General features: G+C 51.9%; 22 protein-coding genes. 1 reads left to right on the top strand and 21 read right to left on the bottom strand.

From position 1 onward, the window contains the following. Positions 1 to 40 precede the first annotated feature (40 nt). From rpsQ to PG728_RS05715, 19 genes are all read right to left on the bottom strand, one after another. The gene (rpsQ, locus tag PG728_RS05805) at positions 41 to 325 is read right to left on the bottom strand and encodes a 30S ribosomal protein S17 (protein ID WP_072510704.1); all 285 of its coding nucleotides are present in this window, start codon (positions 323 to 325) and stop codon (positions 41 to 43) included. 5 nt (positions 326 to 330) lie between these two features. Next, positions 331 to 561 (bottom strand): 50S ribosomal protein L29, encoded by a 231-nt coding sequence (rpmC, locus tag PG728_RS05800; protein WP_072510703.1) that lies wholly within the window; start codon positions 559 to 561, stop codon positions 331 to 333. Continuing rightward, positions 561 to 980 (bottom strand): 50S ribosomal protein L16, encoded by a 420-nt coding sequence (rplP, locus tag PG728_RS05795; RefSeq protein ID WP_072510702.1) that lies wholly within the window; start codon positions 978 to 980, stop codon positions 561 to 563. The genes rpmC and rplP overlap by 1 nt, the downstream gene beginning before the upstream one ends. A 1-nt stretch (position 981) precedes the next feature. Continuing rightward, entirely contained in the window at positions 982 to 1893 is a 912-nt protein-coding gene (rpsC, locus tag PG728_RS05790) for a 30S ribosomal protein S3 (protein WP_270626301.1), read from the bottom strand. Then, complete coding sequence (gene rplV, locus PG728_RS05785) at positions 1893 to 2261, bottom strand: 50S ribosomal protein L22 (RefSeq protein ID WP_072510701.1); 369 nt, start codon at positions 2259 to 2261, stop codon at positions 1893 to 1895. Before rplV ends, rpsC begins: the two co-directional genes overlap by 1 nt. Before the next feature lie 27 nt (positions 2262 to 2288). Further along, positions 2289 to 2570 carry a 30S ribosomal protein S19 gene (gene rpsS / locus PG728_RS05780; protein ID WP_022864274.1) on the bottom strand — a complete coding sequence of 94 codons (282 nt, stop codon included), beginning with the start codon at positions 2568 to 2570 and terminating at the stop codon, positions 2289 to 2291. Positions 2571 to 2584: 14 nt separating this feature from the next. Then, the gene (rplB, locus tag PG728_RS05775) at positions 2585 to 3421 is read right to left on the bottom strand and encodes a 50S ribosomal protein L2 (RefSeq protein WP_072510700.1); all 837 of its coding nucleotides are present in this window, start codon (positions 3419 to 3421) and stop codon (positions 2585 to 2587) included. A gap of 15 nt (positions 3422 to 3436) precedes the next feature. Further along, entirely contained in the window at positions 3437 to 3742 is a 306-nt protein-coding gene (gene rplW / locus PG728_RS05770; protein WP_072510699.1) for a 50S ribosomal protein L23, read from the bottom strand. 4 nt (positions 3743 to 3746) lie between these two features. After that, a complete protein-coding gene (gene rplD, locus PG728_RS05765) occupies positions 3747 to 4391 on the bottom strand; it encodes a 50S ribosomal protein L4 (protein WP_270626296.1) in 645 nt (214 codons plus the stop codon). Between the two features lie 2 nt (positions 4392 to 4393). Continuing rightward, the gene (rplC, locus tag PG728_RS05760) at positions 4394 to 5062 is read right to left on the bottom strand and encodes a 50S ribosomal protein L3 (protein ID WP_072510697.1); all 669 of its coding nucleotides are present in this window, start codon (positions 5060 to 5062) and stop codon (positions 4394 to 4396) included. Between the two features lie 11 nt (positions 5063 to 5073). Beyond that, entirely contained in the window at positions 5074 to 5382 is a 309-nt protein-coding gene (gene rpsJ / locus PG728_RS05755; RefSeq protein ID WP_072510696.1) for a 30S ribosomal protein S10, read from the bottom strand. 702 nt (positions 5383 to 6084) lie between these two features. Beyond that, positions 6085 to 6468 carry a type II toxin-antitoxin system death-on-curing family toxin gene (locus PG728_RS05750; RefSeq protein WP_270626293.1) on the bottom strand — a complete coding sequence of 128 codons (384 nt, stop codon included), beginning with the start codon at positions 6466 to 6468 and terminating at the stop codon, positions 6085 to 6087. Then, complete coding sequence (locus PG728_RS05745; protein ID WP_238127726.1) at positions 6465 to 6677, bottom strand: type II toxin-antitoxin system Phd/YefM family antitoxin; 213 nt, start codon at positions 6675 to 6677, stop codon at positions 6465 to 6467. The genes PG728_RS05750 and PG728_RS05745 overlap by 4 nt, the downstream gene beginning before the upstream one ends. Before the next feature lie 599 nt (positions 6678 to 7276). Further along, on the bottom strand, positions 7277 to 7498 hold the full coding sequence (relB, locus tag PG728_RS05740) for a type II toxin-antitoxin system RelB family antitoxin (RefSeq protein ID WP_270626291.1): 222 nt from the start codon (positions 7496 to 7498) through the stop codon (positions 7277 to 7279). Positions 7499 to 7603: 105 nt separating this feature from the next. Then, complete coding sequence (locus PG728_RS05735; protein ID WP_270626289.1) at positions 7604 to 8332, bottom strand: NYN domain-containing protein; 729 nt, start codon at positions 8330 to 8332, stop codon at positions 7604 to 7606. 531 nt (positions 8333 to 8863) lie between these two features. Beyond that, on the bottom strand, positions 8864 to 9598 hold the full coding sequence (locus PG728_RS05730; protein ID WP_270626287.1) for a pilin N-terminal domain-containing protein: 735 nt from the start codon (positions 9596 to 9598) through the stop codon (positions 8864 to 8866). Then, the gene (locus PG728_RS05725; RefSeq protein ID WP_333558166.1) at positions 9595 to 10596 is read right to left on the bottom strand and encodes a class C sortase; all 1002 of its coding nucleotides are present in this window, start codon (positions 10594 to 10596) and stop codon (positions 9595 to 9597) included. Before PG728_RS05725 ends, PG728_RS05730 begins: the two co-directional genes overlap by 4 nt. A gap of 57 nt (positions 10597 to 10653) precedes the next feature. After that, positions 10654 to 12126, bottom strand: a complete 1473-nt coding sequence (locus PG728_RS05720; protein ID WP_270626285.1) for a SpaH/EbpB family LPXTG-anchored major pilin — start codon at positions 12124 to 12126, stop codon at positions 10654 to 10656. Between the two features lie 201 nt (positions 12127 to 12327). Continuing rightward, entirely contained in the window at positions 12328 to 19047 is a 6720-nt protein-coding gene (locus tag PG728_RS05715; RefSeq protein WP_270626283.1) for a DUF5979 domain-containing protein, read from the bottom strand. Positions 19048 to 19180: 133 nt separating this feature from the next. On the opposite strand from PG728_RS05715, the gene PG728_RS05710 reads away from it, so the two are divergent. Continuing rightward, the gene (locus tag PG728_RS05710) at positions 19181 to 19339 is read left to right on the top strand and encodes a hypothetical protein (protein ID WP_270626281.1); all 159 of its coding nucleotides are present in this window, start codon (positions 19181 to 19183) and stop codon (positions 19337 to 19339) included. 146 nt (positions 19340 to 19485) lie between these two features. On the opposite strand, the gene tuf is transcribed toward PG728_RS05710, so the two are convergent. Beyond that, positions 19486 to 20676 (bottom strand): elongation factor Tu, encoded by a 1191-nt coding sequence (tuf, locus tag PG728_RS05705; RefSeq protein WP_072510689.1) that lies wholly within the window; start codon positions 20674 to 20676, stop codon positions 19486 to 19488. Between the two features lie 126 nt (positions 20677 to 20802). Further along, positions 20803 to 22956: an elongation factor G gene (gene fusA, locus PG728_RS05700; protein ID WP_072510688.1), complete on the bottom strand. Its 2154-nt coding sequence runs from the start codon at positions 22954 to 22956 to the stop codon at positions 20803 to 20805. Positions 22957 to 22967 lie beyond the last annotated feature (11 nt).

Genomic DNA, 22967 nt, shown 5'->3' with positions numbered 1-22967 from the left:
CGTTTTAAAGCAACAAACTCGATTACCTGCACGCAAAAAGCTACTTAGCTTTCTCGATGATTTCGCTGACCCGCCAGCGCTTAGTCTTGGATAAAGGACGAGTCTCCATAATCCGTACCAAGTCACCGATGCCGCATTCGTTGTTTTCGTCATGTACCTTGTAGCGCTTACGACGGTTAATCACCTTGCCGTATAAGCGGTGCTTAACGCGATCTTCTACCTGCACGACAACCGTCTTGTCCATTTTGTCGGACACCACGTAGCCCTGCAGCACCTTGCGGTGATTACGCTCTACAACAGCAGTTTTCTCAGTTTCTTCGCTCATAAATCCTACTCCTCAGCCTGCGGAGCGGTACGAATACCGAGCTCCCGCTCTCTAGCGATAGTGTAAATGCGGGCAATATCGCGACGTAGCTGCCCAATCTGTCCGCGATCTTCACCAGCACCTGTGGCCAGCTGAAAACGCAGATTAAACAGCTCAGTCTTAGCTTCATCTAGTTTCTTGGACAGCTGTTCTTCATCCAGCATATCCAAATCGGACATTTTCAAGCCCTTTGCCATTACTGATCACCGCCTTCACGGGTAATGAAACGGGTCTTAATCGGCAACTTGTGCTGTGCACGACTCATTGCCTGACGAGCTACATCTTCAGAAACACCCGCTAATTCGAACATAATGCGACCGGGCTTAACCGGAGCTACCCACCATTCGGGAGAACCCTTACCGGAACCCATACGAGTTTCAGCCGGTTTCTTCGTCAGCGGACGGTCCGGGAAAATGTTAATCCACACTTTACCGCCACGCTTAATATAGCGGGTCATAGCGATACGAGCGGCCTCGATCTGCCGGTTAGTAATGTAGGCGTGATCTAGAGCCTGAATCCCGTATTCACCGAATGCTAGTTCAGTACCGCGCTTAGCCACACCTTTTCGAGTAGGGCGATGCTGTTTGCGCCATTTAGTCCTACGAGGAATTAACACGTTACTCCTCCGTTCCGTTTTCTTGGGGCTTCACAGCCTCTTCAGCTACAGCGTTATTAGCGGCTAAAGCCTGATCGTCTTTTACTGCGTTCTCGGCGGTTTTATCCTCCGAGCTTACATTCTCGGCTTTTTCCGCTTGGGGAGCGCCTTCTTGGCGACCCTCTGTGCGTGCCGAACGCCGACCGGAACGAGAGCCATCACGACCAGCGCGTCCTCTGCGGGAACCGCGTCCGGAACGCCCTGAGGATTCAGCCTGCTTGCGGGTGAACTCCGTCTCGGTCAAATCGCCCTTATAAATCCATACTTTAACGCCAATGCGTCCGAAAGTAGTGTGAGCTTCATAGAAACCGTAATCGATAAGGGCGCGTAGCGTGTGCAACGGAACTCGACCTTCACGGTAGAACTCTGAACGCGACATTTCTGCCCCGCCTAGACGACCCGAGCACTGCACCCGGATACCCAGAGCACCACCGCGCAGCGCCGACTGCATACCTTTGCGCATTGCGCGCCTAAACGACACGCGCGCAGCCAGCTGCTCGGCGATACCCTGTGCCACCAGCTGGGCATCAATCTCGGGGTTCTTAACCTCAAGAATGTTCAGCTGCACCTGCTTACCGGTGAGTTTCTCCAAATCGCCACGTAGACGATCTGCTTCTGCACCGCGCCGACCAATAACGATACCGGGGCGGGCGGTATGCAAATCCACACGAACCCGGTCACGGGTGCGCTCAATATCAATCTTTGAAATACCCGCCCGCTCTAAGCTCTTTTCCATGAGCCGACGAATTTTCACATCTTCTTTAACGAAATCGCTGTAACGCTGTCCCGGCTTAGTGGAGTCCGAGAACCAGCGGGAACGGTGATCGGTGGTGATACCTAACCGAAAACCGGTAGGGCTTACCTTTTGTCCCATTAGTCGTTCTCCTCTTCCTGTTTGCCGTCAGAAACTACAATCGTAATATGGCTGGTCCGCTTGAGAATCCGACCTGCGCGCCCTTGAGCACGAGGACGGAAGCGTTTCATCGTAGGACCTTCATCTACGTACGCTAGCGAAACGGTCAGTTCCGCAAACGTATCTTTTTCACCAGACCGATTTGCCTTAGCGGCGGCGTTATACATTGCGCTGCGAAGTACCTTACGAACATCGGTTGCGACCGCTTGGGGAGCGAAACGCAGGATGTCGTAGGCCTCGAGGGCGTTCTTGCCGCGAATCAGGTTCACGACGCGACGCGACTTCTGCGGCGTAGAGCGCACGAACCGCGCTTTCGCCATGCCTTCCATCTTTGCCTTCTTTCTCTTCCGGCGCGCCTAACGGCGGCGTGCCTTACGGTCGTCCTTGTCATGTCCACGGAAGGTACGAGTGGGAGCGAATTCGCCCAGCTTGTGCCCAACCATGTTTTCAGTTACGTACACGGGAACGTGTTTGCGTCCATCGTGTACCGCAATGGTGTGTCCAATAAAATCGGGGGTAATCATAGAGCGGCGTGACCAGGTCTTGATAACCGACTTTTTATTGGCGTCATTCAGAGCGTCGACTTTTTTCATCAAGTGGTCGTCGACGAAAGGACCTTTCTTTAGGCTACGTGCCATGATTTATCTCCTGCCTAACGCTTCTTGCCGGTCTTACGACGACGCACGATAAGTTTGTCGCTAGCTTTATTCGGACGACGGGTACGACCTTCGGGCTTACCCCAGGGGCTAACCGGGTGACGACCGCCAGAAGTGCGACCTTCACCACCGCCATGGGGGTGATCAACCGGGTTCATTACCACACCACGTACCTTGGGACGCTTGCCTTTCCAGCGCATACGCCCGGCTTTACCCCAAGTGATATTGCCGTGATCAGAGTTACCGACCTCGCCGATGGTGGCGCGGCAAGCAACCTCAACGTTACGGATTTCACCGGAGGGCATACGTAGCTGAGCGTATTTACCTTCCTTGGCTACCAGCTGCACAGATACCCCAGCACTGCGGGCGATTTTCGCTCCCCCGCCTGGACGCATCTCTACGGCGTGAACCACGGTACCCAACGGAATGTTGGTTAGCGGTAAGCAGTTGCCGGGTTTGATATCCGCGGTCGGTCCTTGCTCGATGACATCGCCCTGATGCAGTTTATTCGGGGCAATGATGTAACGCTTGTCGCCATCTGCATAGTGCAGGAGGGCGATATTTGCGCTGCGGTTCGGATCATATTCGATGTGGGCAACCTTTGCGGGCACCCCATCTTTGTCGTGACGACGGAAATCAATCACGCGGTAACGGCGCTTATGTCCCCCGCCACGCCGGCGGGAAGTGATGCGACCGTCATTGTTACGTCCACCAGTTTTGTGGATAGGACGCAGCAGGGACTTCTCCGGGTGGTCGCGGGTGATTTCCGCGAAGTCAGATACCGATGCGAAACGGCGACCGGGAGTAGTCGGCTTGTATTTTCGAATACCCATTACTTGTTCACCCCTTTACGCAGTCGTTTCGTTGAAGATATCGATTGTGCCTTCGGCTAGGGTAACGATGGCTCGTTTGCAATCTTTGCGTTTGCCATAGCCGGTGCGGGTACGTACCCGCTTGCCTTTGCGCGCAATCGTATTTACGGTCTTTACTTTTACATCGAAGATTTTTTCGATAGCAATCCGAATCTCGGTCTTATTAGCTTTCGGGTCTACCTCGAAAGTATATTTTCCGAGATCCATTAGCCCATAGGCTTTTTCCGAGACGATTGGGCGGTAAATAATATCCCGCGGGTTCTTTGTAACCTCTAGTGCCATTTTGTTACGCCTCCTGTCCGGTCTTGTCGGAGATGAACTGGCGAATAGCAGCCTCTGTGAAGATGATGTCCTCGTTGTTGAGCACATCATAGGTGTTGAGCTGATCAACCATCAGCAGGTGTACCTGAGGTAGGTTGCGCACCGACAATACCTGTTCTTCTTCGGAGCGGGTAAGCACTACTAGGGCGTAACGCTGCTCTACTAGGGATTCGATATGTTTACGTCCCGCTTTAGTCGAGGGAGTTTCCACATCAACTAGCGCAGTCACCAGGTGCATACGGTCTTTACGTACCCGATCGGATAGGGCACAGGCGAGAGCCGCTGCTTTCATCTTCTTGGGGGTGCGCTGCGAGTAGTCACGAGGTTGCGGACCGTGTACTACCCCACCGCCACGCCATTGCGGAGCGCGGATAGAGCCTTGACGAGCCCGACCAGTTCCCTTTTGCCGCCACGGCTTCTTGCCACCGCCGCGTACCTGACCACGGGTCTTGGTCGCGTGGGTCCCTTGCCGAGCAGCGGCAAGCTGGGCATTAACTACCTGGTGCATCAAGGGAATATTGGGGTCACGATCAAATAGGCTGGCAGGCAAGTCAATAGTGCCGGTTTCTTTGCCAGCGGGATCGGTGATGCTTAGCGAAAGATTAGTCATAATCACGCACCTTTCACTGCGCTGCGAATCAGGACAATACCACCCTTAGGTCCGGGAATAGCCCCGGTTAATAAGAGGATGCCTTTTTCGACATCAAGAGCCTGAACTTTAAGATTTTGGATGGTGCGACGATCTCCGCCCATACGTCCGGCCATGCGTAAACCTTTGAATACGCGTCCGGGGGTGGCGCAAGCGCCGATTGAACCGGGCTTACGGTGGTTGCGGTGTGCACCATGTGAAGCGGAAACGCCGGCGAAGCCGTGACGTTTCATAACCCCGGCGAAACCTTTACCTTTGGTGGTTCCGGTAACGTCTACCTTTTGCCCGACCTCGAAAAGGTCAGCGGCAAGTTCCTGTCCGAGGGCGAATTCCTCGTTTTCGGCGGTACGTACCTCTACCAGATGGCGGCGGGGGGTAACTCCTGCTTTTTCAAAATGGCCGGCAAGGGGCTTGGTGACTTTACGTTTGTCGATTTCGCCGAAACCGATTTGGATGGCGCTGTAGCCGTCAGTTTCTTGGTTGCGAACCTGAGTCACCACGTTCTTGTCGACCTGCACGACGGTGATGGGAACGACTTTTCCGTCCTGATCCCAAACTTGGGTCATGCCTAGCTTGCGGCCGAGAAGTGCCCTGGTGGGTACTGCGGCAGCCGGCTGGGTCTGCGTGGTCATAATTTATTTCCTTAGAGTTTAATCTCGATATTTACGTCAGCGGGCAAATCGAGACGCATTAGCGAATCAACTGCCTTGGGCGTGGGGTCAACAATGTCAATGAGCCGTTTGTGCGTACGCATTTCAAACTGCTCCCGGCTGTCCTTGTACTTGTGGGGCGACCGAATCACGGTGAAAGTGTTCTTTTCGGTCGGCAACGGCACTGGGCCTACCACAGTAGCGCCCGCACGCTGAACCGTATCCACGATTTTCTTTGCGGACGAGTCAATGACCTGGTGGTCATATGACTTCAGCCGGATGCGGATTTTCTGTCCCGCCATTCCGTCTACCTCTTCTTTTTCCGTAGATGTTTCCCCGGTTTTCCCGGGCCTACCAGGGGATTTCATTCCCTTGCTTGCACCAGATTAGCCTGAACGAATCTGGTCGGCGACAAGCAGGTAAGTATCTTTGAAACTTACTTGGAGGTCTCTTAGCTGTTCCCCGCGATATTTTCCGCCGGGCACGCGTTGATTCCTGCATTCTTGCTGCCGAACACTAGAAGAGCGGGTACGCAAGCGCACCTTTCAACTAGAGCCAGTAAACTACTTTAACGCGCTGTCAAACACCCTTTCAAGCTGCGCTCATGTGAATGACCCCACGTACCCGCGTCCGGGCGTGTCGCGACGTTCATTTTGCCGATTTTTGCTGCCCGAGGACGCGTGTGTTCCCCTGCCCCACTGGACTTCGTTGCCGCACGCAAGAGGGCGAATTTTGCCTCGCGCCCCGAAATCCGGAAAATGCTCTGGCATTTTCACGGATTTAGTGCCCGAAGCCTACCCTTCGGCATAAATCCGCCCTCGTGCTTTTACGCGTCACGTTCCACATCTCCGCGCGGGGACTAGGTTTTATCCCAGTCTGCTAGGCGGGCGCAAAACTCGAAAGATGACCTTGTAATTATCAAGTTCGTGGGTCGGAGGATAACCTAGTTCCCGAGCATACCTGGCAAGAAATACCCCTACGCAGGCACGAAAACTGAGGTTTGGTCACTCCACTACATTTCTGACCCAACGTACGAGCTCATTGTATCCAACAGCCCCATCCGCCACACCCAGAATAGTCTCGAGAAATGAAGCATGATCAGGTTTGAAATCTATACCGGATACTCTGAGATATGTGCCTAACAGTGCGGCACCAGTTCTCTTGTTTCCATCTAGGAATGGGTGACCGGAGATAATTCCAAATGCATATCTGCACGCCTTCTCAATTGGGTCAGGGTACAAATGTTCATCACCGAAGGTCTGGAAAGGCTGTGCGAGCGCCGACTTTAGAATCCCCTCATCGCGAACTCCATCGAGTCCGCCGAACCGAACGATTGCCGCAGCATGAATAGCGAGGACATCCTGCTGCGAAAACGCAAATCCGTTCATTTGGCCAGTTCTTGGAATACGTCGGCATATTCATCCATGAAATCGACTGCAACGTCGGCTACATCGGTCGCGCCGTGTGCCGGTTGGATAATTACCCACGGCCGATTATTCTTCAAAATGGTGAGGGGTTTCCCCGTCCTGTTCACTTCTGCCGTAACCCGGGAAAAATTATTTTTTGCTTCCGCTAGACCCATTGTAAATGCAGGCATCGACATTCCCCTTCTTGACTTAGCAAAATTATGGCTAATATTTGATCCAGAGTCAATAGGTCGGCGTACCTTATGCATTTTGAGCGCGAAATGGATTGTTGGCATGAATGATGGAGTGGTTTGTTTGGGTACGCGTGTTGAGATTACGAAGCGGTTGCGTCAGTCGTATCGCGGCACTCATTTTCCGCCGCGCAAGGGTTGCTTTTGTAACGTCCTGCGCGAAAACTAGGTTTTTCCTCCCTTCCGCGCGACAGCAGGGTCCTCCACGACTGACGCAGCGGGGCTGCCGCGGTAAAAGCGCTCGGGGGACCCCAGTGAGCCTTGCTTCGCTCGACTCAAGCCCCCTCTCGCATCTTTTACCGTGCCAGCCAATTCGCAACTTCAGCACTTGCGGCTGTGTGACACCGTACCGCATGCGGGGGATAGTTTTATCCGAGTAGGTGCGGTGGGCATAAGAATTCGGAAAACGCCGCTACGTTTCCCGAAGTCTTGGGCAGGAGGAAAAACTTTCCCCCCGCGCGCACCTAGTCGAGGTTAGCTCCCGCGCGTGAACTGGCGCGGTTAAGTAACAGGTGTTTGGCAATGTTTGCGGATCTATTTCATAGACCGCACTCTTCCCAAAGTTCCTCAATGGGACGTGATTTGCGGCCATCGCGCTCGTATTCATCAAGAGCTTCGCGCGCTATCTGTAAATCGTATTCATCTTCAAGCCGTTCAAAGAACGCCTGTTTAAAGGCTTCACCGAGAGAGATTGAATGAATGCGCGCATAGCTGGAGGCTAAACGTTGTTCCTCGTCAGTCAAACTAATAGATACAGACATAATACAATCTCCCCTTTCCTTTACTTCATAGTATTCCTGGGGTTAATACCCAAATTGACATGAGGCACCACGGATCGCTAAGTATCCCATGCAAGTTGTGTGATGTTACTTAAGGCTGTAGTCGTGTAAATCCAAAGAAGCGCGGTAATCTTCCGCCCTCATATTCGTGGTCCAAAGCCGGAATCCGTCTGGGCTCAACGATCCCCTCGTATATGGCAAGTCGTTATTAAGCCATTTTACGGCTTCCACCTGGCAGTATTCGTGAGCTTGCTCAATTGCTGGGGTTAAATCGCTGTCTCTAGAGGCTAAGATGACACCATCGAAATTCCCAGAAGAAGCTAGTCGGACGAGCGCGAGCGCGCAAAGTACGTCCACCCCTTTCTCCTGGGGACTAACCGACAAATCGATACCTCGCTCAGGGTAAGGAAGATATTTGTACTTTAAGGGACGATAAACAACTTCCAATGATAAATCGTGCAACTTAGCGGACTTCATCCGTTGTTCTCGTTGCTTTAGATTTCGAGCATTTGCTTGCGGGTTGGCTTCCGAAGAGGGCAGCCCTCGATAAACTTCGACTCGGCTAATAAGAAAAGAGCAGCCCAATTTTTCCAGAGAACCCGTATTCTTTACCTTTTGCAGCTGGCGGGCAAAGTTCACGGGGCAGATCAGGGAATCTTCTATGGGACTGCTCGGTGCGAAGATTTCGTGCGCGCTAAGGTGTACATTCTGATAGTCGATGACCAGCGCCATGTTTTTTACTGGTTTATCCATTTCGCACCCATAGATAGAATAAACCTCGCCAATCCCGGAGGACGGCGAGGAGCTATAGCTCAACAATAACAGACTACAGCGCTTTACTGCAAAGCATCGGCGTACCTTATGTTTTTTGAGCGCGAAGGCGGTGTGGTGCCTCATTTAGTTTGAGCGCGGGAGGAAAGTTTTAACCGAGTGCGCGCGGGTCGCGGCCGGTAATACATATGGAAAGGACACGCTAACTAGATACAGCGGGGAGGAGGTTTTATGCCGATTAGGCTAGGTGGGCGTAAGACTTTGAAAAGACTCTAGTCTTTTCAAAGTCTTTGGGCAGGAGGCAAAAACCTCCTCCCCGCCCCCCACAAAGCCGACCGCAGAATCTCGGAGTGCTTTTAGCGAACCAGAGCCGCGCAGAAATAGCGGGAGGAAAAACCTTTCCCCGCGCGGACTCAATCGGGATAAGCTCCCGTGCACCTGACTGCGATAGGCATCCGGGCGCACGATTCGCAGTAGGTTCGGCGCATAGTAATCCCCCGCGCGGCCTTGGATACCGTGCGGGGGAAAGGAGTATTCAGTTGCGCCGGAATTCCTAAAGTGGCGGCGGGGGTTTCTTTAAGCGGCGTCGGGGGTTTCTTCGTCTTGGCGACGCCGCGAAGCAGCAATCAAGAAACCGGTGCTAAATAGCATGGCGGCAAGCAGCAGACTGCCGGTCACCATCGCACCTGTCCTCGGCATACGCGGAGATGGTGGGGTGGTTGGTTTAGGGGTGGGAGCCGGGGTAGCTTCGCTCATTAGTTTAGGAGTTACTTCGACATTAAAAGTCCATACATGCAGGTCAGGATTGCCAGCGGGCATGGTAATTAGGAACGGTTTGATACGACCATATTTATGAGTGGTGTCCGCCGGCTTCTGGTCGCTGACCAGGTATAGCCCTACCGGAACGTCGGTAAAGGTAACCTTGCCACCCTCATCAGTGACTGCGGTCTTGGCAGCTTCTAAACCTTTATCTTTTGCCTGCTTAACCGTCATTTTCTGTAGCTGCGCCCAGTCGGCGCTTACTAAATCTACCCCTTTGACTCGGTTAATTTGAATTACTTGCCCGCCGGCCGGTCCGTTCGGCTTTTGCCCGGGCGTCGGGTCATCATAGGGATTAGCAGCGGTCTTATTAACGGTTAGTTTCCCTAGGCGTGCCGGGTTGATGGTTGCCGGGTCGAGACCGGCGATATCTCCCACTACTACTGGTTGATCGGATTGCGGTGAGGCTATCGCTGATGCTGGTACCAGGGCAAGCATTAGTGCAGCCAGTAGCCCCAAGCTTGCTGTCAGCTTGTGTCGCTTACTGTTCACTGTTTTCTCCTTGCGTTTCGCGGTGGGTAGTGTTTAGTTATTTCTGGCCTCCTGACGGTCGTTCCGTCAGGAGGTGTCGGGGGTGATTCCCCGGATGCTTTCTGGTTATCTTCTTCGTCCTTTTCGCGGCGGCGCTGTTTCCACAGCCACCAGCCGAGAAGCAGGGCGGCCAGGCAGGCCACAAAAATTATGGCTCCCATCCACCATGGCCATTCCAGCTTTCCGGCTCCGGCGAAGGGGTCGGTTTTATCCATCGGTACTCGCTCCCCGGTCACCAGCAGCCGGTGGCTGTTAATTCCGTAGGGCGTGCAGGTTAGGACGGTTAGGAGGTCTTTGCCTTCTTGCCGCTGCAGGCTTTTGACCTCATTGGGACGTACTACTTGAATCCATTTCACCTGGTATTTGAGCTTTTGCCCCGCTACCTGGATATAGATAGCGTCACCTTTTTTAACCTCAGGGAGGTTGTCTAGCAAAGTGGCTGTGGAAAGTCCGCTATGCCCGGTGAGTACCGCGTGGGTTCCTTTTCCCCCCACTGGGAGGGAGGATCCGTACAGATGCCCGATTCCGCGTTCTAGGGTGTCTGGCTGGGAACCGTGGTAGATAGGTAAATCTACTTTGATTCCGGGGATTACTAGACGCCCCATTTCCGGGACGATATTTAGTTGTCTTAAATATACCTGATAGGGGTTGTTGTCTTTGGCTACCCGCGCCAGCCAGGGGTCTAGGATGGGGGCTCCTGGCGTGTGCTGGTTGTATGCCTGCGCTGCCTTGAAGGATTCAGACAGCTGTTGCCTATCTAGATTTTTTTCTGCTTTTGAGTATTCGTAGGCGATTTGGAGTTGGCGGGCATTGTTCCATTGGGTTGCTACCACGGGGTAGAGCAACACCGCAATACCCGCCAACGCCAAGATTACGGGAATCAAGGTAGAGCCGCGGCTGCGTTTGCTGTTTTGCTCCCGCTGACCGTTTGCTTTATTAGCTGTCTCTTTTTTCCCCAATTTTCGCCTTGCTATTAAGTGTCGGGGAGCGATTTGCTCCCCGACACTCTATTTTAGTTATGCGCGTACCCGGTTGCGACGAGCATAGTAGTATGCTCCGCCTAGCAATCCGGCTGCCACAATCAGGAAGAGGGCGATGCCCGCTCCACCGGTTAGCGGCAGCTTAGATAGGATATCGGAACTCTTTAGCGTGTTCTGGTACTCTACCTCTACTGCCTTTTTGGCATCAGCAGCGGCTTTAACCGCGGTCTTATCGAAACCGACTTTTTGGACGGCGCTTCCCAATTCGTATCCTTCAGGAGCCTTAGTCTGCACGATGCACAGATTGTTGTCACGTGCCGCTAGGGGCTCGTCGCTGACTTTGCCAGCTTTTAGACCGGTCAAAATGGCTTCACCTTTGGTGGAAGCATCACCAGTAGCGGCATCGTCACAAGCGTAGACGCTGAACTCCGCATTTTTATCGTTGATTGAGGTTTGTCCATCTTTGTTATTTACCTTCAGCTTAGCCATCGGAATATCCGGCTGGTCTTGAGGATCAGTTTCACTGCCGCCGTTTTCACCTTTCTCCGAGTCGTAGTTGTAGGCAGCCTTGTTCTTAATAACCCATTCACTGGCTTCTTTTTGCCAAACTTCGTCACCTTTGGGGGCAACTTTACCGGTCAAGGTCACTCGCAGGGTCTTGCCTGAATTGTCATCTAGCTTGGCAAGTCCATCAGCAGTTAGCTGAATTCCGTAAGGATTCTCAACAACGGTGTAGTCAGTAGTCACAAGCGCTGTTGTTGTAGCGCCATCTACAATTTCCACTTTCTCAATCTTGGAGTTGGTACTATCAACCTTCAGCGGTCCCGAAGGAGTATCAGTGACTTTGTAGCTCTTTAACTTGTCACCGTCAGCCTTCGCGGTCAAGGTAGGAATCGGAGATTCAATCTCGAACTTCATCTCGGAACCAGGCTTAACTACCTGGTCTTTGGCGGTGATGTCTTTCTTGGTGATCTTCCCCGCGGAACCGTTCTTGGGATATACGGTCACGGTATCCATCCAGGTTCCAGTATCCGGATCAGTCATTGGAATCAGGATTAAGGACGGAAGCGCCGCTTTAGATCCGGTAGGAGCCTTGGTTTGGGTCAAACGGTACAAACCAGGCTTGACCGTAAACGAAGTTTTACCACTGGCATCCAAGTCTTTCGTTTCTGGAGCTGGCGAGGTTGCCAGTTTGAACGTGGCGGTAGTCGCCTTGGTGGCTTCATTGTAACCAGCGGTAGTGGTCACATCGTAGTCACCTTTTTCCAGCTTGAAAGTACCTGAGGATAGTTTTTTATTTTCATCAAATTTGCCACTCTTACCATCAGCAGTTACCCCAGTTTCTCCTACCTGGGGTTCTACTGAAATGGTGAATTCTTGGTCTTTATCAATAGCGGGGGCGGCGCTGGCGCCAGGCGCGCCAATGGCTACCAATCCCAGGGCACTCATCCCTAGGGCGGCTGCTAGCGCCATCCCTTTGCGAACTAATTTATTGTTTGTCGTAAACATGGTTACCTCTTCGTGTTCTGTGGAGTTTACGTTCCAGTTTGGTTATTTCCTTATTTGCTTGTCTTCAAGATTTACGTTTTACCCCCTATTACCCAGGGTCAATGCCGGAGCGGAAGAATCTTTGCCGAACCAAAGACCTCCTCCAGGCAGCCAGCATCCACCCAGCGGGGAGGCGCGGCAAGAGGGCGCGGTGTACTTTTTTCATTCGCGCCTCCTATTCCACATTACGGCTGCCGATGCCAACACTAGGGATATGCCGAACGCCCAGAGCCACGGCAAATACCCGCCGGTTAAGGGCAGGTTCCCGAAGGTTACATCGGCTAGCTCTATCTGCCAGGCGTTAATCTGGGTAGTCGGCTTATAGACGGCGACCAGTCCGGAACTTTGAGTTTCCCCGCTCAGCCCAACTTGGGTGTCTTGGGCATCTGCTTGGGTCACCGGGTCAAGGGTGATGTCAAACTTCCAGTCGAATGGGAATCGTTCTCCGGCGTTCTTACCGGCATTAATGTTTGCCACCAGGTAGCTTCCAGGAGCCAGCTCCGTTGCGGATTCATAAACCCCGTTTTGTCCCGCAACTGCTTTCAGGGGTATTTCCTCCCCTGGCTTGCCGTTCTGGTTTGCTTTGACCAGCTTAAAGGAAGCATCGGGGATAACGTTTCCTTTGGGGCTGTCAGCTTTATAGATACGCACTTTGGAGCCGTTGGTATAGACCGAGTACAGCACTACCCCGCGCTGCGTATCCTGATTTAAGGTGACTGTAAAGGGCGAACTGCTAAGGGCGTTCTTTACCAAACCCGGTTGGTTAAAGTTGGTGCTGTCTTCTAGGAAGAACCCTAGTTTATCTGCGTCCCAAGGCACCCAGTTTCCTGCCACTTTCAAATAGGGGGTGGCGGAAGTATCGGGTTTATTACCGGTGACTACGCAGGTGCTTCCGACCGGCACTTTCGGTAGGGCAACGAATTTGCCTCGCTCTGCCTGGTCGGTTGTACCCTCTACTTTGGGATATTTCCCATCCGCATAGGCAGCGGGTACTGGAAGCCCCTCGGGGTAGGAACAGGAGTAACTGTACTGATATTTGATGTCAGCGGGTAGCACTTCATCGCGACGCGCGCCCTCTACCGCTGTTCCTACCTCGTATTTGGCGTAGGGGGCAAAGTAGAAATCTTCAAAAGTAATAGTGGTTACTTTCTTACCCTCTTTATCCAGATTTAGGGGGCTAACCTTTAGGGAATCCGGTTTGCTCTGGTTAGCGGATTTCTCTTCTTGGTTTGGCGTTCCCTCGGTTGTTACCGTGGCACTGGGGTTTAGGGACAGTTGGGGCGCATAGGTTGCTACCGGGTCTTTGCCGTCTTGGTTTTCATGCCAGAACACGCATTTGGAGGTGGCGGGTACGAAGTTTGCGCCCTCTTGCCCGGACAACAAGCTCACCGTAGAGTCAGCAGCTAAATCTGCCGATCCTTGGTAAACCTTGGGGTCGCCGCCCGTCTCTTTTAGATATTTGTCGGTACACCGATAGTGAACCCGGTATCCTACCTGCCCTTTATCGACCAATACCTGCCCGAACGACATATCCGTGTCGGTACTATCCTTGCGCACCACCTGCGCAACTTTAACGTTCGCTGCCGGGCGATCAAACTTGTTTTCGATAGTGAACAGGGATTGCTTTTGTGATTCTTGAGCATCATTTACCAACTGGGGGTGCACAATAAATCCGAGGATTTGCTGATCGCCGCTCTGCAAGTTCAGGTTAGAATCATCTTTCGCCTGCGAGTTTTTCCCTTTATTGTAGGCGAACAGGTCGGTCAATCCGTCTTTATCGGCAGTCACAGTTGGTTGGGTCGCATCTTTTGTAATGGTGGTGGTGACTTTAGCATCTAGTTGCGGGAATTTTGCTTCCGCTAATACGCAGCGATAATTCACCGGAATCAACTGATTAGCGACCGCGTCCTCCCAGGTTCCCGGGTTGGTTTCACTTTCTTTAAAGGTGAGTTCAACATTGATAATCGCGGCAGCACTGCCGGGGAGTTCTGCCCCTTCAGCTCCAATCAGAGGAGGCGGGGCGCAGTACAAACGGGCGCTAAAGGTTTTCCCGTGGGCGAGCGCAGCCCCGTTACCACTATTATTCAAACTAGCTTTCACCTGGGTTTTTTGGAAAGTGTAGTTGTTCCAAGGAACCATAGTTCCCGCAAAGTTCTCGGGCAAGGTATCGGGAACTACCGGGTTGCGGGGCTTACCTTGCGAATCTTTGGGGTTGTCTTTTTCGTTGTTGAAGTAGGGATTAGCTTTGGCTTCTTTATCCCGCGGTAACAGCACTTGGGCTTTAACCGTAGTCCCTTCATCTGCGGGGCGACATTTATCTGAGGAGGCCTCGCAAGCAGTGGCAGGTTCACGGCTGCGGTAGCCGTCAGTTATCTCCCAGTAGTGATCCCAAACGGTGTTTTCTACCTGTGCATTATCGGAGTTTTCGGTGAGGGTACAGACCGCTCCCGCCGGCAGGGCATCAACCACGTGCCATTCACCTTGCAAAAAACGTCCCATAGTGGCTCTACCACTGGGTTTAAGGTTTTGCAGCCGGGAAGCCAGGTCATCACCAAAGCTTGCCTGGGCATTGGTGTTTACATCAATGGTACGCGGAGCAGGAATGTTAATCGCTTTCCCGTTCAGGGTACAGGTCCAGTCCATTTGGAACTGTTTATCCCCGGAGATAATGGTTACCCCTTCACCACCAACTTTCTTTTTGAGGTTGAAAGAGGCGAGCTGCATCCGGTAGTCACGTTTTAGGGTAATGCTTTGCCCGTCACCGGAAGTCCAATCGTATTGGTATCCGTTAGTGGCAGCCGTGCCGTTTGCGCCCTCCCATTCCGGTTTCTGTAACGTAGTTCCCGGAATCTTTAACGCGGCTTGGGTAGCACTCACAGAGCAGTTCCAGCCGTTAGGTACGCTCAGGGATTTCGCGCTGCCCCCGTTGGATAGGTGCAGCGGATAGGTCACCGTGGATTCGTTGGCTCCGGAACCTAGTTTGCAGGAAACATTTAGGGGAACCATTTTGCTATCAGCATCATTGGCAGCTATCCCGAGGGCGGCTTTACGCCACTGATCGGGTACCGGGATTCTGTCTGTAGTTGCGGTCGCGTTCGCTGCTTTAGAGGTCCACATACTAGAGCTAGAAGCCAGGTTTACGCTGGTATTTTTGGTTTTGAACCACAGGTGTAAAGCTTGGGTTCTGCTCTTTCCGCTTTCGGGAGCTACCGCATTCACCGTTAGCTTTGCTCCCTTTTCTGCCTGCTCGTAGTTATCACCATTAATGGCGTAACGTACCTCAAACTTACTTTCTTCTGATTGCGGGATTAGTTGTCCGCTGAGAGTGCAGTTCGCTTGAGAGGGAATCCCTGCGGTTGCTATCTCGGTGGGACTACCATTCTTCAAATCGATGGCAACTGTTTGAGTATCAGCCGCGCCCTCACATTTAAGGGTAGCGTTTACCTTATCGGGGATTAAGCTGCGTAGCGCCTGATATTCAGGGCGCGAATGAATTACCGGGCGCAGATACCAACTGCCCGCCGCCGGTAAGGAATAGGTGGTAGTTAAATCCACAGTTGCAGTCCCGCTGGCAGGAATGGTGACTTGTTTCGGGGCAGCTTCATAGTTTACGGCAATATCGTTGATGTCTTGCGGCACTGATTGGATATTGCAGATTGAACCAGCCGGTAAATCCGTCAGGGTTTGAGCCCCATTTCCAGTGATGGTAACGGTTTTATCTGGTTGTGCTGCCTCGCCGGGAACCCGGCAGGAGGCAGTAATCAGATTATCTTTAGTCATTAAGACCTGCTGGGTTGCTGCCTCAGGTTCTGGGTTTTTCCAGGTTACAGTGTGATTAATTTTCAGGTTTGCCCGTTTATAGGTCAGGTCATTGGTGACGGTGACATCTTTTATAACGGTGGTGTCAGCAATGGGAGTGATTTTTATCGGTGCTGGTATTGCCACTTCAGCGTTTTGGAGGGCGCTGCCTTGCGCGTCCTCGATCAGGGTACAGGAGGCTCCGGCAGGAACATTCTCCACTATTTGCGGCTCTGAACGTTTGACACTGAAATTGTAGGTTTCTTTACCGTTTACCGGCAGATTATTTCCTTCGTCTTGACAGGACAGATGCATAGGGAAGTCCTTGCCAATCCCCTGGCTAGCGGCCTCGCCGGTGAGTTGTTTAGTCACCCGCAGTTTCCCTTTCAGGCGCTGTAAATCCTCGGTGAGGTGGATGACTTGTTCTCCGCCGGAATGAACCCAGAAATAATTGTTTTTACATTTCTTGGCAGCGCTTGGTTTACTGATGGCATCTTCGGCGCAAATCGTGGAGCTGTAGCTGTCTTTGGTTACGACTCCGGGAATCTTTACCGGTTGCCCTATTGCCGGGTTCGGTCCGTGGATATTAGCATTTGGCGGAGTGGTAGCAAATAAACAGTGAGTCCCAACCGGCCAGACATCATTTCCTTTCTGGTCTTTACCGAGGGTAATACTGGCGGTCCCATCAGTGTTTACTCCTACCCAGTCCACTCCGACGAAACCAGGATAGGAACCCACGTTCGTTTCGGGAAGTTCCGGGGGTTTAGTGGGGTCAGGCATGAAACGGCAATTGTAGTAAACCGGAATCTTCTTCGGTAAAGTACCGTTAGCGATTTTTGCTGCTATCGCCGCATCGTTACCAGAGTTAGAGAACTTTACATCAATTTTGATATGCGCTCGCAGCGACGAATAGGTGGTGTTTGAAACTAATTGCGAAATCTCGGTAGTGGTGTTGTCCGGGTTAAATAACTGGACATTACCCACTATCTTGTTGGAAACAGATTGTCCACCGTCTTTAGTTTTCTGGGTTTGGGTTTCGTCTAGCTTGAAGTTGGTTCCTTTGACTTCAGTGTTGGAAGTGAAAAGTGAATTCGCTTTTGCCAGGGTGTACCCTGCCGGTAGGTTCAGGGTTTCGTTAATTGTGCATTGCGTGCCGACCGGCATCGCGACATCGGAAATATCTATCGGGTCTAAGGTAACAGCTACGTTTAGCCCTTTTACTTGGCGGTTAGCAGTTCCTTGCGCAACTACCGCCTGGGGGTCTTTTGCCTTGGGATCGGTGCACTTCCATTGGAAACCATAGCTGACGCCTCCCTGGTAGGCGGTGGGCTGTCCGCCAATCTCGTAACGAATTTGTTCGTTTTCTACTCCAGCTTTCTTGATTAGCTGCATTTTTTGCAGCGGTCGTGAATAGCTAGAACATTTAATGGAGAAGAATTTGTTGTATTGGTCTGCCGTTATTCTAAATCCAGTTCTACCACTAGCATCTTTGTCAAGATTTTCGGGGAAGAAATCTTCGGATTGTCCATCTGTTCTGTTTAACCCGCGACAGCGGGCATTATGCCCTTGGAATTGGGTAAAGACATACTTGTCGGTTCGTTCCGGTTGGCGAACATCAACTCCCCTGGTCATTTGCGCCTTGGTTAGGTTGATAACTATTCGCCCGTCACTGCCGGTGGTATGGTTCTGGGCAGTAGTTGAGGCATTGAGAGGGCTAAAGTTAATGATTTGCCGCGAATTCGGTTTCACATAGCGGAAATCCCCATCAAGTAGGTCAGAGGTTAATGAAAGGTGGGTATCCTCCCACATCCACCCACGCATAGATTTTTCAAAAGTACCGTTGGCAATACCGTCTTTTGCGGGATTCCGATAATAGTTACCGTTCGGGTAAGCAAAGTGACCGTTTGGAGCCCCAGCACTATCAGAGGGGAAAGGAATGTATTGATAGTTGCTAGTGGGTTGTTTATAGTCCTGCACCCCGGTTAAAGCCCTCAGGAACATATGGCGAGTGGATTCACCACCACCAGTTGAATTGGGGAATCTATCAACCCAGTCCCCCATACCCATCGTGCGGATATCGGCTCCCATACCGCGAATCATGCGGGCAACATCTAGCATCCCTGCCCGCCCCGGATTCCTTTCTAACGGCAGACCATTCCACAGGCATTGATGTAAAAACTGTGAATCAAGGTTCTCGGGGTCATCTACGAAACGTCCCTCTGCGTCGTGAACGACCGCCCATTCTGTATAATTGGTTTTACAGATATTATCCGTGGTGGTTACCGACTTACTCAGATGCCAGTGCGGATCTGAAACCGACATGATAATAATTTTGGAATAGAGAGGACGGGGAACGAATCCGGGTTCCCCCCCGTGTTCTTTTAACTGTTCTTGCTTGTACAGGTACATATCCCGGTAGAGTTTACCTAAACCCCACTCACTGTTTCCGCCGTATCCAGTTTCCATGTTTCCGCCCTTGCCATTGGTGGCATCCAATGACCAGACCTTATCCATGACTTTCTGATAACCAGCCGCATCTGCCAGTGACGTGGCTTTCAGGTCGGGGGTGTTATTGCCGTATCTTCCTTGGTCTTGTTTACGGGCATAGTGGTAAATACCGACCGACAGGGGGGATCCTTTGAGCCCTTCGATAACCTTGGCTACCGCCTGATTCTGATCCCAGTTTCGGCAATTAGAGTTCCATTGACCATCATTTAGGCGTTTTCGGGAGGCTGGTATTTCGGGATAATCGTGCGGACAGGCTCTACCGGCAGTTCCTGGGATAGCGCCACCCATAGTTTGATAACCGTACCAAGACCCAAACTCAAAGACTAGCGCAACCGAGCCAGCATTTTTAATGTCTTGAGATTCTAGCTCTCGGGGAGAATCTAGCGGCCACGGGTCGTCCGCTCCTCCAATTATCGGGTGACTAGGGTCGGAAGGTTCTGCTTGCGCCTGTGGCAACGCCAACACTGCCACCGGAATTAACGCAATAACCAGCCCTAACAGGGTTAGCACCGCTACCAATTTCTGAGATTTGTTATGTCCTGCCACGTTACACCTAACAATCTTCATACTTTGCATATGAGTAATCCCCCCCCCCCCAACAAAGTGAGAGAGGGAACTACCGTCAATTAAGTATTATTATAGCTTTACCACAATCTAGATAACAAGATTTTAACGAAGAAAAATCGGCTATTTTTATAAAACTCAGATTGTGCCGTCACCACTAGGACTTTACGCCCATCGAAAAGTTCTCACGGTTTGCCCGGCAGTATTCTCCGTCTCCAGTGAGCGATACCAAGGGGGCTGTAATCCTGCCTATCTATCTTTAGCTATCTCCTCTAATACTCCCGCTCAACCCGGTCTTATGTAGGAATAATCCCAAAAAGAGTCCACATAACTTCGAGGAAAGCCTTAACCGGCATTACCTCAATTAAAGGCGCACATAAAAAAAGTTGTGCCTGGGAGCTAACCTCCCAGGCACAACTAAAAAGATTAGAAACTAATCGTCAGATTAGTTTACAGATCAATCTTGGTTACACGACCGGAACCAACGGTACGGCCACCTTCACGAATAGCGAAGCCCAGACCAACCTCCATAGCGATAGGCTGAATCAGCTCTACCGAGATTTCAGTGGTGTCACCAGGCATAACCATTTCCTTGCCCTCGGGCAGGGTGATAACGCCAGTCACGTCAGTGGTACGGAAGTAGAACTGAGGACGGTAGCCAGAGTAGAAGCTCTTGTGACGACCACCCTCGTCCTTCTTCAAGATGTAGACCTGACCCTCGAACTGGGTGTGAGTGGTGATAGAACCAGGAGCAACCACAACCTGACCGCGTTCAACGTCTTCACGCTTGATACCACGCAGCAACAGACCGGTGTTGTCACCAGCTTCAGCCTGATCCATGGACTTGTGGAAAGTCTCGATACCGGTAACAGTGGTCTTCTGCGGATCACGGATACCCAGAATCTCAACCTCGGAGTTCAAAGGCAGCTTACCGCGCTCAACACGACCGGTAACTACGGTGCCACGACCAGTAATGGTGAACACGTCCTCGATCGGCATCAAGAAGGGCTTATCCAAATCGCGGGTGGGTTCAGGAATGAACTCATCAACCGCATCCATAAGCGCCTTAACCTGACCAACCCACTGTTCGTCGCCCTCAAGAGCCTTCAAAGCGGAAACACGAACGATAGGAGCGTTATCTCCATCGAAGTCCTGGCTGGAGAGCAGGTCGCGGCATTCTTCCTCAACCAGTTCCAGCATCTCGTCGTCATCAACCATGTCGCACTTGTTCAGAGCAACCAGGATTGCCGGAACGCCCACCTGACGAGCGAGCAGTACGTGCTCGCGAGTCTGAGCCATAGGACCGTCAGTAGCGGCAACCACCAGGATTGCGCCGTCCATCTGAGCAGCACCAGTAATCATGTTCTTGATGTAGTCAGCGTGACCAGGAGCGTCTACGTGTGCGTAGTGACGCTTTTCGGTCTGGTATTCAACGTGGGAAACGTTAATAGTAATCCCGCGTTCACGCTCTTCCGGAGCGTTGTCTACGTCCTCGAAAGGAGTAAACGCATTCAGTTCCGGATAGGTGTCGTGCAGCACTTTGGTGATAGCCGCGGTCAAGGTAGTCTTGCCGTGGTCAACGTGCCCAATAGTACCAATATTAACGTGCGGTTTAGTCCGCTCGTACTTAGCCTTAGCCAATTAATGTCCTCCTGGACTCGGGTAGTTATCTATCGCTTGGTTGTCACTGTTAAGGCTAACACCCAACGCGAATGATCTCCTACGGGTTATTTGTGATATTTAATAAAATAAAGGCACCCGCGAGGGCTATTCGCCTCGGGTCTTAGCGATGACTTCCTCAGCAACCGACTTCGGAACCTCATCGTAGCTGTCGAACTGCATGGTATATACCGCACGCCCCTGGGTCTTAGACCGCAGGTCACCCACGTAACCAAACATTTCCGACAACGGAACCTTTGCCCGGACTTCTTTCACTCCGTTCACGTCATCCATGGACTGAATGAATCCGCGGCGAGAAGAAAGGTCACCCATCACGTCACCCATATACTCTTCCGGAGTTCTGACCTCAACGGCCATAATCGGTTCGAGCAATACGGGCTTGGCGCGACGTGCACCCTCCCTCAAAACCATGTTACCAGCTATCTTGAACGCCATTTCCGAAGAGTCTACGTCATGGTAAGCACCATCCGTCAGAGTCGCTTTGATACCGGTCAAAGGATAACCAGCCAAAACGCCTCCCTCCATGGCTTCACGAATGCCGTGATCGACCGACGGAATATATTCACGCGGAATACGTCCACCAGTAATCTTGTTTACAAACTCGTACGGTTCTTCCGCATCCAAAGGAAGCGGTTCGAAAGTAACCAGTACTTTAGCGAACTGACCAGAACCACCAGTCTGCTTCTTGTGAGTGTACTCTACATCCTCTACCGTCTTGCGGATAGTTTCGCGATAAGCAACCATCGGTGCGCCCACGTTTGCTTCCACGTGGAACTCGCGTTTCATCCTATCTACCAGCACGTCCAAGTGTAGCTCACCCATACCACCGATAACGGTCTGACCAGTTTCGTCATCGAGACGAACCGTGAAAGTCGGGTCTTCTTCCGCCAGACGCTGAATAGCAATGCCTAGTTTCTCTTGGTCGGCTTTGGTCTTGGGCTCAATCGCGACGTGGATAACCGGATCAGGGAAGTTCATAGACTCTAGCACTACCGGATGAGAACTCTCGCAAAGGGTATCACCAGTAGTAACATCTTTAAGCCCCACGAACGCATAGATATTACCTGCGTGCGCGACCTCAATCGGATTTTCCTTGTTAGAGTGCATCTGGAAAATCTTGCCAACGCGCTCTTTCTTGTCTTTGGTGGCGTTAGTCAGGTTAGAGCCAGCCTTAATCTGCCCGGAATAAATCCGGACATAAGTTAGCTTGCCATAGAAAGGATGAGCTGCAATCTTGAACGCCAAGGCAGCGAAAGGAGCATCGTTTTTCGGAGGACAAAGAACCGTCTTTTCTTCGTCTCCTGGCAGATGACCCTCAAGAGCGGGAACATCTAACGGCGAAGGCAGATAACGCAAAACAGCGTCTAGAACCGGCTGTACGCCCTTATTCTTGAAAGCACTGCCCGCAAATACCGGGTAGATTTCGCTCTTCAAAGTGAGCTCACGGATACCGGCAATAATCTGCTCATTGCTTAGCTCACCGTTTTCTAGGTAAGCCTCCATCAATTCGTCATTAGCTTCCGCGGCGGTGTCAATCAACTTTTCACGGTATTCAACGGCGCGATCTTTCAAATCGTCCGGAATCTCGGCGTATTCAAGCACCGCACCTAGAGTAGCGTCGCCCTCTTTAACCTTGCCGCCAGCCTTTTGAGCCTGCTCGGCACTGAAAGTCTCGGGGAAGTAGACTGCTTTCATTTCCAGCAAATCTACAATCCCTTTGAAATCAGCTTCCGCGCCAATCGGCAGCACCATAACTACCGGGCGGGCGTGCAAACGATCCTCAATGGTCTTTACCGAGTAGTAGAAGTCCGCGCCGAGCTTGTCCATCTTGTTGATGAAGCAGATACGGGGAACGTCATACTTGTCAGCTTGACGCCAAACGGTTTCCGACTGGGGCTCCACGCCCTCTTTGCCATCGAAAACAGCAACTGCACCGTCGAGGACGCGCAGAGAGCGCTCTACCTCTACGGTAAAATCAACGTGACCAGGGGTGTCAATAATGTTAATCTGCTGACCGTTCCAAAAACAGGTAGTAGCCGCGGAAGTAATGGTGATACCGCGTTCTTTTTCCTGCTCCATCCAGTCCATAGTTCCGGCACCATCATGGGTTTCCCCAATCTTGTAGTTGATGCCCGTGTAGTACAGGATGCGTTCGGTTACAGTGGTTTTACCAGCATCAATGTGAGCCATGATGCCAATGTTGCGAACCTGAGAGAGGTCAGCAAGCACTTCTAATGCCACAATCGTTCCTT

Origin of the sequence: Varibaculum timonense (genome assembly GCF_027694345.1) — a bacterium.
In the GTDB taxonomy this organism is placed as follows: Bacteria; Actinomycetota; Actinomycetes; order Actinomycetales; family Actinomycetaceae; genus Varibaculum; species Varibaculum timonense_A.
Note: the sequence above shows the minus strand (reverse complement) of the source record. Positions and strands in the feature narration are given on the sequence as shown.